This window comes from Treponema sp. OMZ 857, assembly GCF_024181085.1.
Lineage (GTDB): Bacteria > Spirochaetota > Spirochaetia > Treponematales > Treponemataceae > Treponema.
Window position 1 is genome coordinate 1864183 of the sequence record NZ_CP051147.1, and the last position, 14791, is coordinate 1878973.

Sequence of the window (14791 nt, forward strand, 5' to 3'; positions counted from 1 at the left end):
ATTTTTATGTGTGGCGTAACAAAAGGTATTCAAAGTGGCCGCAACAACTTCACCAAAGTTGATCAAGGATAGCAATTATCTTAAGTTTGCGTTACACTGATTCAGGTCTGTAATTTCTTTTGTGGTATTGTTTTTTCTTTCTAATCTAAACATACCACGAATTACAAACTTTTAACACTCCTTACTTTATCTTGGATAGACGTGATGAAAACTGAAAAAAGTCTTATTGGAACAAAACGGTTTTGGTTTTTAATGTGGGGCTTAGGTCTTGCGGGGCAGTTATGCTGGAATATCGAAAATCAATGGTTTAATACCTTTGTGTATGCAAAGATTGCAAAAGATTCCTCTATCGTAACGCTCATGGTTATTACCAGCGCTTTGGTCACAACATTCTCAACCTTCATATTCGGGACACTGTCGGATAGGATAGGTTCGAGAAGAAGATTTATCTCTATAGGCTACATCGTATGGGGATTGACAACGATTCTGTTCGGTCTTACCGAATTTGTAGGACACGGACAGGTCGGAACCGGAGCAAAAGCTTCAATCTGGGCGGCAGTTCTTGTTATCTTAGCCGATGATGTTATGAGCTTTTTCGGCTCTATGGGAAACGATTCGGGATACAACGCATGGAGCAATGACATGACTACCGATAAAAACCGCGGTCAAGTCGGAGCCGTGCTCGCAATTCAACCGATAATCGGCACCATCGTCGGCACCGTATTGGGCGGTTTGCTCATCGGCAGCGAAAATAACTATCAACGGTTGTTTTGGTCTATGGGTATCTTTGTCATCCTTGCAGGGCTTCTCTCTCTTCTTCTATTAAAAGATGCTCCCAACTTAAAACCCTACAAAACGGGTTCATTTTGGGAGCAATTAAGCTCGATCTTTAAAGCGGAAGGATTTTTTTCTCAAAAAGAATTGATGCTTGCGTGCATTACAACAGCGCTTTTCTTTGTTTCGTTCAATGTTTACTTTGTCCACATGGGAAACTGGATGATTTACCGCATGGGCTTTAACGCAGGGAACATGGGCATTATTCAAGGATTAAGTTTAGTTGCCGCGTCCCTGCTGGTGATCCCTGCAATCGGGATTATCAATAAGAGGCGTACTCCGCAGCTTGCCTGTTTTGCAATTATTCTGAATATCATCGGCTTATGCATTTTATCGCTCTTTGCAAAGCCCGCAGCTTTTAACACGGAAACGGTATTCTGCGTGCAAAACATTCCGCTATTCCTTTCCGTTTTCCTTGCAGGTGCAGGACAAATTCTCGTTACGCAATCGATGACCATCTGGGTGAAAGAACTCTATCCCGAAACTGCACGGGGTCAGTTTGAAGGTATCCGTATTCTCTTTTTCGTCCTCACCCCGATGATTATCGGAACCGTGATAGGCAATATCATTGTTAAAAACGGAGCAGGCTCCATCGCGAATGAATTCGGAATCATCGAAAATATTCCCGCAGAATCCATCTATCTGTGGGGAGCAATTCTAGCGGTAACGGCACTTTTCCCGCTCTTTTTCGCATCGAAAATGTATAACCGGCGCAGAAACGATCGCCTTACCATCGAGACAATAACATGAGAAAAAACAAACCAATCAAACCTTTACTCACACCGTGGGGTGAAACACTCGACAAGCAAAAGCCCTTAAACGATTATCCCCGTCCTCAGTTGGCGCGGAAAGAATGGCAGTGCTTAAACGGAGCATGGGACTACGCGATAACCGCCGATAAACAGATGCCTAAAATATGGGACGGAGAAATAATCGTACCGTTCTCTCCGGAAACAATCCTGTCAAATGTACAGCGGCAGTTGCTTCCGGGTGAAACGCTATGGTACCGCAGAACATTCAACTTTGAACAATGTAAACCGAGTGAGCGGATCCTGTTACATTTCGGAGCGGTAGATCAACACTGTACCGTCTATGTCAACGGTAAAGAAGCAGGTTCCCATTCGGGAGGATACTGGCCGTTCTTTTTTGACATCAGTGATTTTTTAATTGATGATACAACGGAAATCATCATTGCAGTTACCGATGATACCGATACCGGTGATGAAGCCTACGGTAAGCAAACCTTAAACCGAGGAGAGATTTGGTACACGGGTCAAAGCGGTATTTGGCAAACCGTATGGTGCGAAAAAGTTCCTGGCACTCATATCGAAAAGATCAATATAACGCCTCATTATCAAACCGGTGAAGTTGAAATTTCGGTTTTTATTACCGGATCCGATGTCACCGGAAACGATAGACACCCTTCGCATCGCCTTGATGATAGATATGTTAAACGTGATAATGATATACGCATTAAAATCTTTGACTCCGGTTCTGTAATTGCGGAAGACACGCTCACAACCAATCCGCTGCGGATAAAAATGCCTGCCGATTTTAAGAGTTGGAGTCCCGAACATCCTTTCCTCTATGATGTAGAAATCCGTGCAGGAGAGGATACGGTAACTTCATACTTCGGTATGCGGGAATTCGGGATCATCAACGGCAAACACGGTCCCGTTCTCAGTCTAAACGGAGCGCCGATCTTTCATCACGGACTCTTGGATCAGGGATATTGGAGCGATGGAATGTATACGCCGCCTTCCGACGAGGCGATGATTTGGGAAATTAAAAAACTGAAAGATATGGGTTTTAATATGCTGAGGAAGCACATTAAAATAGAACCGCTCCGCTGGTACTACCATTGCGATAAGCTCGGAATGCTTGTCTGGCAGGATTTTGTCAGCGGCGGCGGCCCGTATAAACCGTTGGTCGTTCAATATGCACCGTGGCTCGGCTTCAATTTTAACGATAGGAAAAACCGCTATGCCCTCCACGGACGCAAAAGCGAAAAGGGGCGAAACATATTTTTACGCGATGCCGAACGTACCATCGATTTACTGTACAATACGGTAAGCCTTTCGGTATGGGTTCCTTTTAATGAAGGATGGGGGCAATTCGAAGCAGCCTCAATGGCGGAATACGTCCATAAAAAAGATCCCACGAGGCTCATCGATCATGCAAGCGGCTATTTTGATCAAGGGGCCGGAGATTTCCACAGCTATCACATTTATTTTAAATCCTTCCGCCCGAAACCCGATCCGTTGAACCGGATCTTAGCCTTAACCGAATTCGGAGGTTTCAGCTTAGCCGTGGACGGTCATACATCCTCCGATATTTTATACGGTTATAAAATCTTCAAAGATACGCAATCTTTAAACGGCGGTATCCGGAACCTCTATGAAACCGATGTATATCCGGCAATGGAAAAGGGATTGAGCGCTTCAATTTACACTCAAGTGAGCGATGTTGAAGATGAGGTGAACGGTATTTTTACTTACGACAGAAAAGAAACAAAATTGGATATGGACTTGAGCTTACAGATTGCCGAAACGTTACATGAACTTTTCAAAAAAAACTGCGCCGACTATAAACGGTTATGAAAATACGGCAGAGTAATACACGCAGATTATCTAAAAAGCAGTTGCTGTATGGCACGGCAGCATTGCTGATTGTACTCTGTATCGGCAGTTGGCTTTCGCTCTTTTTGCCGTTTCCGGAACTGGACGCTTTTATGCAGCGGGATTGGAGCACCCGCGTCTATGATCGGGGCGGCAACCTTATTCAAATCCTCGCACTGGAGGACGGCATACGGCGTGAGTTTACGGCGTATGAATCGATGCCGCCCGACACCGTCCGCATCTTTCTCGCTGCGGAGGACAAGGATTTTTTCTCCCACCGCGGCATCGATGTTGCCGCTATTGCACGGGCGGCTTATCAAAATATCAGCAGCGGGAAGCGGGTTAGCGGCGCTTCTACCGTTACGATGCAGCTCGCCCGCCTCGTCGTTCCGGCAAAAAAGCGCACGTTTTTTGCAAAACTCCGCGAGGCTCGGAACGCGCTCCGGATTGAGCGGCACCTTTCAAAACAGGCTATTCTTGAACTCTATCTTAACAGCCTTCCGTTTGGCTTCCAAACCGAAGGCCTTACCTCGGCAGCAAGGAATTTTTTCGCACTGCCGCTTTCGGAACTGACTGCGGAACAGCTCTGCTGCCTCGCAGTCATCCCCCGCCGTCCGGCCGGTTATAACCCGCTTGAGCATCCCGAAGCCTGTGCCGAAAAAGCGGCCGCGCTCTACCGCTCCGTCTTTATGCAAGAAAGCGAAGGGCAGAACGGACAGCAAGACACCCCGCTTACAGACCGGCTGCTGCAGGCTGCCCGCAGTGCACGCCGCTTTGAATACCCCTTCGGGATGCCTCATTACATCGAATACCTTGTGCGGCGATATAAAGCAGGTGATTTTCACCGACAACCGGAAGTTCCGCAAGGCGGTACTCAGCCCCAACCGGAAGGCAGCGCGGAAATTGCGCAGGGCAGCAGTCCCCCACAGAAAAACAGTCAGCTACAGACAGCGCACCGGTCCGTATCGGCATCTCCCAAAGCAGCGCACCGAGCATTACCTCCCGACTGGTATTTAACCGCAGACAGCGCCTTGTCCGCTCAGGCTGAACTGCTCCTCCGCGCTCAGTTGAAAAACAATCCTCAAGCGCGCGTACACAACGGCGCCATTCTCGTTATCGAAAACGCAACCGGAAATATCCTTGCGTGGGTAGGCTCAAACTCATATTTTGACGATGAAAGTAATGGAAAAATCGACGGCGTTACCGCGTTAAATCAGAGCGGAAGCAGTTCCAAACCGTTTTTATATGCACTCGCATTGGAACAAGGATGGAAGCCGTCGGATGTCTTGCCGGATATTCCGATACGGTTCGGAAAGGAGGAAGCATATATCCCGCGCAACTTTAATAATCGGTTTAACGGTCCCGTCCGCTTACGGGTTGCACTTGCCTCCAGCCTCAACATCCCCGCCGTCTATCTCCTCAACGAACTCGGCATCGAAACCTATCTGCATACATTAGAGGAAGTCGGCTTTCAATCTATCGATACGGAAGGCTCGGATGTAAAACTGTCGCTTGCACTCGGCAGCGTACCGGTTCCCCTCTATGAATTGGTACGCGCGTTCAGCGTTTTTCCGCGCGACGGAGTACTCCTTCCGTTGCGCTCATTTACGGACGGGAGCACTGCCGACGGCTTTTCCGCACCGAGACAGGTTTTCAGCGCAGACACCGCGCGGCTCATCTGTTCAATCCTTTCAGATTCCGCAGCGAGGGCAAAGGGATTCGGTTTCTCTTCACCCCTGAACACCCCCTTCCCTTCCATCTTTAAAACAGGCACAGCAAATCAATTTCAAAGCCTTATCGCCCTCGCATCATCATCAGCCTTTACCGTCGGCATCTGGATGGGGAATTTTGCAGGCAATACCGTCATCGGAAAAACAGGAAGCTCCGCTCCCGCTTCGATTGCTCGGAACTTACTCGTCCGGCTGCACAGCCAGCCCTTCGCGGACGGTCTTCCGGTACCGGCAAAAAACTTTGCAGAACCGGAGCACTGGCGCCGCGAATCCGTTTGCGCCCTTTCGGGAATGCCCGCCGGTCATGCATGCCACAACACCGTGCAGGAATATCTACCGTCCGCATTCACCGCTTTCAACGAGCACAACAGGTACAATGGACAGCGCGGATACGGCAACTTCGGCACGTCCAACGCACCCAACCGGCACGGCACATATAAACGGGAAACCGGCGAATATGAACAAGCGGGCGATGAATGCAGCTGGCATCAAATACAAAACGGACGCTCAGTTACCGTATACCCCGAAGAATACCGGCGCTGGTTTGCGAACATCACACGGCACGGTACAATCGGAGAGCCGAGCAATGCGTTAACTGTCATCCGGCCGGCAGACGGCAGCCGTTTTGTCAGCAATGCTCGTTACCAAGGCATCGGCGTTCCAATCGAAATTACCGGCGGAGCGGAAGATACCGTATACATTAGCTACGACGACCGCGCTCCGATTACCCTAAACCGCCCGTTTTCAGGCAGCCTTCCGCTGGAAAAAGGAGAACACCGGCTTATCGTCCGCTGCAGCGATGAAGAGGTATCGGTTGTATTTACCGTTGAATGAGTAGAAGCCTCTAAAAACGCAAGTCTTATCGGTTTGTTCTGTAAGGAAATAATTTATCATATCCGTTTTGCGGACTGCGAATCAGTTTTTGAAAGGTAAGCTTTGTTCAGCGGTTTTCCCTTAGATTTAATTTGCGAAAAAAAAAGACACTCTGAACGAGTGTCTTTTAAAGGAGTTAGCGGCAATAGGGCTTGAACCTATGACCTAACGGATATGAGCCGTTTGCTCTACCAACTGAGCTATACCGCCGTAAAAATACTTGAAGAATATAGCGTAAAATAAAATCTTTGTCAATTACCCTTAAAATTTTTACCGGATGCGGATTGAAACGGTTCCACTTTTAAATTCACCGGTTTGTGCAGACACCTTTACCGTGCCGGCTTTTCCGAGCGTTTTAATCCAAAAGCCGCGGGCGCCGCCAATGAGGGCGAACTCCTTAGGTCCGATAACCTCGGCGGGGCCTTTCAGCTTAATCTGCACAACCGCGGCGCTATAGGGGAGTTCGTTCCCTGCCTGATCAAGGAGCCGCACAACAAAGCGGACGGCATCGGGTATGTCCGCCCGAAGTTTTGTCTCATCGGCGGTAAGTACAAGCTGCGCTGCAACGGGATTTGCAGTAAAGCGGCGAGTAATACACTCTTTACCGTTATGGTAGCCGGTGAATACGGCATCTTCCCATCCGCCGCCCCACACGCTTGGAAGGTTCTCGATAACAACAGGCGGATGCGCAAGCCCGGGGTATCGGTCAATAGCGGGATAAAACAGCCCTAAATCTTTTTCGCCGATGCTCAGCCTGACTGCGGTACAGTTCGTACAGATGATAAGCGGCGCAATTCCGCCGACTGCGCGATCGCCGACGGTATAACGGGTTAACGGTTCCAACACCGGCTGTACTTCCGCAGCCTGCTGGCTCGCATAGACGCTTGCGGCGAACTTAGGAAGGCGGAACATATCCATCACACCGTGGTAGCAAATACGGTCGCCCGAACCGAAATTCGCATGAGTATTATAGTCAAACGCACACCATCCGATTGCGCCGCATTTTTGCGGGTCGAGGGCGGCGGCATTCTGTACCGCGAGGTGAAGCTTTGCATGCTCAACAAAACGCTCTTCCTGATCGAACCGTTTTGTCGGATAGATGTGTCCGCCGAACTCAGTCACCAGATACGGCACCACATCGGACTGCCCCGTGACCTCACGTTGAGAACGAAGCACCCGCGCAGTTCCCGCTCCATTACCGGCAGGCAATCCTTGAGAACCGTATATAAAATCGTTCATCGTATAGACATCTTCAAAAAATTCACTGTTTCCAATACAGCGGACACCGCCGGTCTGCCGGTACGGGTCAAGCTCATGGGCGATCGTATTTGTGCGCTGATAAAACGCCGTGCAATCAGGCGATTCATTAATGCGTACTCCCCACAACACAATAGAAGGATGATTTCGATCTCTGATAATCATCTTCCGGATACTTTCGCAACTGACATCCTGCCATGCGGAATCGCCGATATGCTGCCAACCGGGTGTTTCTTCAAAAACCAATAAGCCGATCTCATCACATCGATCCAAAAAATACGGCGACTGCGGATAATGTGAGGTACGGACAATATTAACGCCAAGCTCGTATTTCAAAATATCTGCATCTTTCCGCTGTACCCGTTCAGGCATTGCATATCCGACGTAGGGAAAAGACTGATGCCGGTTTAAACCGCGCAGCTTGAGCGGTTTGCCGTTTAAGAAAAAACCTTCCGGCGTAAACTCAGCCGTGCGGAAGCCGATACGAGCCGATACGGTATCACATACCATACCGTCTTCCAATAAAGATACTTCGACACGATACAATTCAGGCTTTTCAAGCGTCCATAGTTTTAAGCCGGTTAATTCATCCATAAGCATCGATAAAGAAAGAGACGGAACGGATACAACAAGGCTTCTACTCAACTCTGCCCGTTTCCGGTTTCTGGAATCGAAGAGCGCTACGGAAACATCGATCGACTTATTTGTCCGTTCGCTGTGTGCAATCGCAATATCAACCTGCAAACTTTTTTCTGCCGTTAAAACGGAAACAGGACGGGCATACATCGATTCGATATGACAATAGGGTACTGCGCGCAGCGTAACATCGCGGTAAATACCTCCGTAACAAAGGTAATCAACCTCACCGCCGAACGGAGGGATATCGGCTCGTTCCGTCGAATCGACATATACAACCAATACATTCCTTTCTTCATCTCCATACTCAACATATTGAGTAATGTCTACAGAAAAAGGAACATATCCGCCTTTATGCTCGCCGACCGGCTGTCCGTTAACAAAGACCTTCGCATAGCACATCACTCCGTCAAAGTCGATAAAAAGGCGCATCCCTTGCAACTGAGAAGAGACGGCAAATTTTTTTCGATAACACGACTCAAATTGATATACTTTTTCATCAAAATAATGATACGGCAGTTCTTTTACCGTATGCGGAAGCTGTACTTCGGTAAAATGTGTTTCGTCGCAATGGGTTTGTATGTACTGTTCTGTAAAGTTTTCTGCAAATTGCCAATTTTGCCATAAAGGGATCAGTGTCCGTGCCATTTTACGCCTCTGTTTGTATATCAATCATCTGATTTAATACGATATTAAGGTCTTCGATAAAAATCCCGGAATACCGCTCGATATTTTTTATAATAGAATCTTTTAATGCCAATATCCTACCCGTCAAATCAGGCCCTGCCGGCATATCGACCATCATAATAACTCTATAACCGTTATCTTCGGTTTGAACGGTAATTTTCTTAATATTTACCGCACTATCATACTGAGCCGCATATTGTATAACCATTTCTTTTAATGCGGTATCGGAAACTTGTGCCGCATAAACCTTTGAGAATTCAGGACGCACAACCGATTTTTCAAATAACGTTTCTTCTTCTTTTAAGTGCCCGATATTTGCATTACGGAACAGCAGTCTGATTTTATCATAAAATATTTGCGGATAGTTCCTCTTCACCTCGACAGACGGAACAGGAATAACGTGCTTCCCTTCGACACGGCGGCTCCGGATAGCGGTTTCAATCTCTTCCCTCGTTGCGATATCTTCAATGCGGATAATTTTTTGCGGCGGCGGGATCTGCAATCTCGTCGCAATTTTATTGACCATCTTATCCGATGTACCTAAAATAAGCACTTTTTTACGGCTTAATTGATGAAGGACTTTGGCCGCTTCATCACGGTGCTGCTTATCGTCAAAAACAGCCGTTTTTACCGCTGCCAAAAAGGTTTTTTCCCGTTTTGCAGAATGTCCCGCAAGTATTTTATCGCCTTTAATGACCAATCCGTCATCGATAATTAAATCTATTCCGTATTTTTGGGCGACCAATCGTGCTCTAAAACTTTTTCCGGTACCGTTACCGCCAACCAGCGCATATATCTGTGGTCTCTTTACCCAGCGAAAAAACCTATCAAAAAACCGCATATCGGTTTAGTATAAGCCGGTTATTGCATCTTCGCAAGTACATACTCAAAAATTCGTATCAAAACACACAGTAAAACTTGACAAATGGATAATAGCAGGTTACCCTTTTTAAAGAGCATCTTGATACAAACCAAAATACTTTTAAAGATGCTCATGAATTCGGAGGAAATTATGAAACGTATGTTGAAGCTCTGTGCCGCACTGTTGATTGCCGGTACCTTGCTGAGCGGGTGCGATACGAAAAAAACGGACGCATCCGCAGTCAAAACCAATTCGGAAAAGCCGATTGAAATCTCATTGTACTATTCAGACAATGCAACGCTTCCCTTCAAAGCCGATTGGCTGACCGTGCAGGAATCGGAAAAACGCTCAAACACAAAACTGCACTTTGAGCCGATACCGATTGCCGATTACAACACCAAAGTATCGTTAGCCTTAAATACCGACAACGGCCCCGATGTAATCCTGTACCAAAACACGAACGGCGAAAACGGTTCATTGGCATTAAACGGCGCGCTTATTCCGATCAGCGACTATGCCGAATGGACTCCGAACTTTAATGCACAAGTAAAAAAATTCGGATTGGAAAAAGACATCGACGCAGTGCGCCTAAAGGACGGAAAATATTATTATCTTCCTTCTTTATTTGATGTTCCTTTTTACGACGGCGGATTGATTTTACGCGAAGACATGCTGAATAAATACGGCCTCTCTCAGCCGAAAACATTCGATGACCTCTATGTCTTCTTAAAGAAATACAAAAAAGATAATCCCGACTCCTACCCCCTGACCATTTTGGCCGGCCCGCGGGTTTTATATAGAATGACAATGCCGTCATTCGGCATCAGCCTCGGCAAAAATTCTTCAACCGGTACCGGCGTTTTAAGCTGGGACTATGCAAAGGGTAACTATTTTGCAGGCGCCGTAACGGAAATGTATAAGGCCTATGCACGTTTCCTTGCAAAGCTCTACAAAGAGGGACTGCTGGATCCTGAAATGGCAGAGCCTATCGATGGTGATAAATGGGCGCAAAAGCTCGCTACCGGCAAAGCGGTTGCCACCTATGCGTACTATGACCAAATCGGCGGCGTTACGGGTAAATCGCCTATCGAAGGCTTTAAGCTGCAAATGTATCCGCCTCTTGCAGGCCCTGCAGGCGCACACCATCAGCCCAAGAGCAGAACACAATGGGGTATCATGTTCCCGTCAAAGACAGCAAAACGCGCTGACTTTGAACAAATTGTTCGTGCAATCGACAACATTTTCTTCAGCGATGAAGGTGCAAAACTCTGGTGTCTCGGAGTAGAAGGCGTAACCTATACGGTTGAAAACGGTAAAATCAAGTATGCAAAGGAAATTACCGAAGCTCCTGAAGGTGTTTACAAGACGATGCAGTTGAAATACGGATGCGGAGCCGATACGACGCAGCTGGTATGGATTAACAGCAGAGAAATGACCAAGTACGATGACAATTATGCTCGTATCAATGCAGAAGTAGAAAAGATGGATATGGCGATCCAGCCGATTCCCCCTACTCCGCTGTTTGATGATGCTGTCGCGGAAGAAGCAGGTATTCTACGTACTCCGCTCTTAGATACATTTGAAAAATGGAACAATGATTTTATCACCGGGAAAAAAGATCTTGATAAGGATTGGAATGCCTATGTTACCGAAATGAATAATGTCGGCATTGAAAAGTACCTTACACTCTATAACGAGCACGTAAGGAAATAACCTCTTGCTGCGCCTGCATAAGCATCGCTTTGCGGGCGTATTGGGCATCTCTGAAAACTCGATTAGCTTTTAGAGATGCCTTATTATTTTTAACACTATGAATCAAAGAACAAAACGCTATTTTCATCAATATTGGCAGCTTTATGCGATGCTTCTGCTGCCCTTAATTTATTTTATCATATTTAAATATGTTCCGATTTTCGGTAATGTACTTGCATTTAGACGATACCGTCCGGGACTCGGCGCATTCGGCACCGAATGGGTAGGGCTGCGCTATTTTACGATGTTTTTTAAAGACCCTGCTTTTTGGCGCGCATTTAGAAATACGCTGACTCTATCGCTAATGAATTTACTCATAAACTTCCCGATACCGATTATCTTTGCACTCCTCTTAAACGAAATACGTTCCGTTTTTTTAAAGAAATTCGTACAGACGGTTTCATATATGCCGCGCTTTATTTCAACCGTTGTCGTTATTGCAATGGCTGCGGAAATTCTTTCGCCGAGTACCGGTATTTTAAATCTTCTGTTAAAAAACACGTTCGATATGCAGCCGATCTATTTTATGAACGAACCGTCCTATTTTAGAACTTTGTACATCTTCACCGACACATGGCAATATATGGGTTGGACTGCCATTATCTATCTTGCGGCAATTACAGGGATTAACGAAGAATTATACGAGGCGGCGAAGATCGATGGAGCAGGAAAATTGCAGCAGATACTGTATATCACTATACCATCCATCCTGCCGACTATTATGGTTATGCTTATTCTGGAAATAGGCAGATTACTGACGCTTGGCTTTGAGAAGATATTGCTTATGTATACCCCAAACAATGCGGACGTCAGCGATATTATCGCAACACTTGTATACCGTACCGGCTTAGCAAATCAAAATTATTCGTATGCAACCGCAATCGGATTATTTACCGGCGTTATCGGCATTTTCCTCGTTGCCTCTGCAAACGCTGTAAGCAAACGCCTCACCGACGAAAGTATCTATTAATACGGAGTGATCTATGCAATCAAGACAAAAATCGTTCACTATTTTTAATCTTATTCTGTTCATTGTGATGGCGTTTATCGTACTCATCTGCATTGTACCGTTCATATATATGATTGCCCTGTCTTTTTCCGACCCCGCAGCCATCATGCAAAACAAAGTATCATTTTTACCGGTAGGATTTACAACTGCGGCATATAAGCAAATATTCACATACCCGAATTTCTTTAAAGCATACGGTAATACTATTTTCTATACTTTTTTCGGCACCCTTATTGCACTCTGCTTTACCTCGACTTTTGCGTATCCGCTTTCAAAGAAGTTTTTACGAGGAACCGGCATCATCATGAAGCTGATAGTCTTTTCGATGTTTTTTTCGGGAGGTTTAATCCCCACCTATCTGCTTATTTCTTCATTACATTTAACAGGTACGGTATTCGCGATATTGCTTCCCTTTGCCATCAATCAGTTCCACTTGATTATCTTAATAAACTTTTTTAAAGCCTTTCCGCATGAACTGGAAGAAGCTGCATTGATAGACGGACTCGGCTACTTTAGAATTTTCATGGAAATTGTCATTCCTCTTTCGACTCCTGCTTTAGCGGCAATTGGTCTCTATACGGCAGTATTCTTTTGGAATGATTGGTTTAACGGATTGATCTACTTAAAGTCTTCACAGTTCCCTGTTATGCTGTTCTTACGCAATATCGTCAACGGTACGGCAACAATGGGGGATGGAGCCGGCAGCGCAGATATGTCGGTTATCGGTATTTCGATTAAAGCCGCTGTCATTATCGTTTCGACGCTGCCGATTATCCTGCTTTATCCTTTCCTGCAAAAATACTTTGTGAAAGGGCTGACAATCGGCTCGGTAAAAGGCTAAATAGTAAGAAAACTGTCTAAAAACCGAAGTTTTTGGACAGCCCCTTCTCTTTTGAAGACATCTTCAAACTCTTTAGGATATTTTCCTCCTAACAAATGATATGCTTCTATCTAGGTAGTAATTGTAAATGTAATATTTTTTCACATCTTTGATTTTCAAAGCAAACAAATCGCCTATAAGTATATAAATAAATATCAATGCAGTCATTACACACCGTTATTCCCCTGCCAAAATAAAACCTTCCTTTATGTTTCCCGCTATTCTATGCTATACTGTTTTATCTGATGAGAGAAAGGAAAAGATATGGCAGATATGTTGGTGAACTTGCTCCGGCTGCCTCCGGCAGAAGAGCTTTATGCGGAATTGCAGCGGAAATACGATGTGCATATTCGGCGCGCGATGACGCCCGATAAGTTTCGAATCGTTGAATGGGTGAAAGAACATTCCACTTTAAGCGCAGCAGGCGAATGCGATACCTGCTTTTCCCGCATACCGGTGAGCTGCTTTATCGCTACCCGCGGGCAGAACATACTCGGATATGCGTGCTATAACGCAACCGCGCCCGACTTTTTTGGCCCTACAAAGGTATTGGAAGATGAGCAGGGGAAAGGTATCGGCAAAGCGCTGCTGCTCGCATCGCTCCATGCCCTACGCAACGAAGGGTATGCCTATGCCATTATCGGAGGAGTCGGTCCCGAAGCCTTCTATCAAAAAACCGTCGGCGCCGTTTTAATTGACGGCTCTACGCCCGGTATTTACAAAGACTTTCTACCGAAACTCTAGGGCGTGGAGCCTGTGTTTTTATCCCAAAGGTTAGCGATGGGAGCTGCGCCGAAGGCGTTCCGGAACGAAAGGGTATAACATTTATTTTTCTGCGTAAATGAGGCTGCTTTGGATATAGGTTTTTATTGCCAAGCCGTGTCCCCATTTCTTTGCGTATTCGTCTGAAACGTCTTTTGAACGTATGATTATGTTGATAAAGCCGATTTTTTCAAAGGTGTCTTTTATCTGCTCCGCAGACCAAGCTCCCCCCACTCACGTTTTTACCATATCGGGATCAGAGATCCATTCGTGCGGCAAAGCAGCCTTTAAAGTGATGTCGGAAATCGCGACTCTTCCGCCTTTGCGAAGACAGCGGTAAAGCTCTGAATACACTCCATATTTATCCGTTGACAAATTTATCACGCAATTACTCATGATGAGATCGAGGGAACTATCGGAAAGCGGAATATGTTCAATTTCGCCAAGTATAAATTCGCAATTGGTAAACCCGTTTTTTACGGCGATTTCCGAAGCGCGGCTGATCATAGTTTTTGAGCTGTCAAGCCCGAAAACTTTTCCGTTTTTACCGACAGCTTTTGACGCTATAAAGCAGTCAAGTCCTCTTCCGCATCCTAAGTCAAGGATGGTTTCGTTTAAGCGGGGCTTGGCAGCTTCTTGCGGATTTCCACAGCCGAGCCCGAGGTCGGCCTCTTTCGGAATGCCGACCAAATCTTGTGCGGCATAGCCTATCGAAGTCGTTATCTTTTCAGCCTCACCATGTACGGAAAGGCTTCCCTGTGCCAGATTTTCGTAATGCTCTTTGACGGCTTCTTTCACCGCATTCTTATCGTAACTCATTCAAATGATTATATCCTCGCTTGCTCTTTTAGACTATACCGTTCCATGTGAACTGTTTACAATGAGGCATCT

General features: G+C 46.2%; 11 protein-coding genes and 1 tRNA gene. 7 read left to right on the forward strand and 5 right to left on the reverse strand.

Annotated features, from left to right (window positions below; all coding sequences use genetic code 11):
• Window positions 1–204: 204 nt before the first annotated feature.
• From E4N66_RS08445 to E4N66_RS08455, 3 genes are read left to right on the forward strand one after another with little or no spacing between them, the layout of a single operon-like run.
• Window positions 205–1584 carry an MFS transporter gene (locus E4N66_RS08445; protein ID WP_253727651.1) on the forward strand — a complete coding sequence of 460 codons (1380 nt, stop codon included), beginning with the start codon at window positions 205–207 and terminating at the stop codon, window positions 1582–1584.
• The gene (locus E4N66_RS08450; RefSeq protein WP_253727652.1) at window positions 1581–3434 is read left to right on the forward strand and encodes a glycoside hydrolase family 2 protein; all 1854 of its coding nucleotides are present in this window, start codon (window positions 1581–1583) and stop codon (window positions 3432–3434) included. The genes E4N66_RS08445 and E4N66_RS08450 overlap by 4 nt, the downstream gene beginning before the upstream one ends.
• On the forward strand, window positions 3431–6016 hold the full coding sequence (locus E4N66_RS08455) for a transglycosylase domain-containing protein (RefSeq protein ID WP_253727653.1): 2586 nt from the start codon (window positions 3431–3433) through the stop codon (window positions 6014–6016). The genes E4N66_RS08450 and E4N66_RS08455 overlap by 4 nt, the downstream gene beginning before the upstream one ends.
• A 176-nt stretch (window positions 6017–6192) precedes the next feature.
• Here E4N66_RS08455 and E4N66_RS08460 read toward each other — a convergent pair.
• The 3 genes from E4N66_RS08460 to E4N66_RS08470 all read right to left on the reverse strand — a co-directional run bounded on the left by E4N66_RS08460 (window position 6193) and on the right by E4N66_RS08470 (window position 9476).
• Window positions 6193–6265, reverse strand: a tRNA-Met gene (locus E4N66_RS08460).
• 60 nt (window positions 6266–6325) lie between these two features.
• Window positions 6326–8596, reverse strand: a complete 2271-nt coding sequence (locus tag E4N66_RS08465; protein ID WP_253727654.1) for a glycoside hydrolase family 2 protein — start codon at window positions 8594–8596, stop codon at window positions 6326–6328.
• Window position 8597: 1 nt separating this feature from the next.
• Window positions 8598–9476, reverse strand: coding sequence for a peptide ABC transporter ATPase (locus tag E4N66_RS08470; protein ID WP_044013004.1), 879 nt, complete (start codon window positions 9474–9476; stop codon window positions 8598–8600).
• Window positions 9477–9647: 171 nt separating this feature from the next.
• Here E4N66_RS08470 and E4N66_RS08475 point away from each other — a divergent pair, with 171 nt between their 5' ends.
• The 4 genes from E4N66_RS08475 to E4N66_RS08490 all read left to right on the forward strand — a co-directional run bounded on the left by E4N66_RS08475 (window position 9648) and on the right by E4N66_RS08490 (window position 13882).
• A complete protein-coding gene (locus E4N66_RS08475) occupies window positions 9648–11210 on the forward strand; it encodes an extracellular solute-binding protein (protein ID WP_253727655.1) in 1563 nt (520 codons plus the stop codon).
• 97 nt (window positions 11211–11307) lie between these two features.
• Complete coding sequence (locus tag E4N66_RS08480; protein WP_052185437.1) at window positions 11308–12219, forward strand: ABC transporter permease; 912 nt, start codon at window positions 11308–11310, stop codon at window positions 12217–12219.
• A 13-nt stretch (window positions 12220–12232) separates the two neighbouring features.
• The gene (locus E4N66_RS08485) at window positions 12233–13099 is read left to right on the forward strand and encodes a carbohydrate ABC transporter permease (protein WP_044013008.1); all 867 of its coding nucleotides are present in this window, start codon (window positions 12233–12235) and stop codon (window positions 13097–13099) included.
• 303 nt (window positions 13100–13402) lie between these two features.
• Window positions 13403–13882: a GNAT family N-acetyltransferase gene (locus E4N66_RS08490; RefSeq protein WP_006188065.1), complete on the forward strand. Its 480-nt coding sequence runs from the start codon at window positions 13403–13405 to the stop codon at window positions 13880–13882.
• A gap of 81 nt (window positions 13883–13963) precedes the next feature.
• On the opposite strand, the gene E4N66_RS08495 is transcribed toward E4N66_RS08490, so the two are convergent.
• Both E4N66_RS08495 and E4N66_RS08500 read right to left on the reverse strand, forming a co-directional pair.
• Window positions 13964–14134, reverse strand: a complete 171-nt coding sequence (locus E4N66_RS08495) for a hypothetical protein (protein WP_006188064.1) — start codon at window positions 14132–14134, stop codon at window positions 13964–13966.
• The gene (locus E4N66_RS08500; RefSeq protein WP_006188063.1) at window positions 14135–14719 is read right to left on the reverse strand and encodes a methyltransferase domain-containing protein; all 585 of its coding nucleotides are present in this window, start codon (window positions 14717–14719) and stop codon (window positions 14135–14137) included.
• Between the last annotated feature and the right edge of the window lie 72 nt (window positions 14720–14791).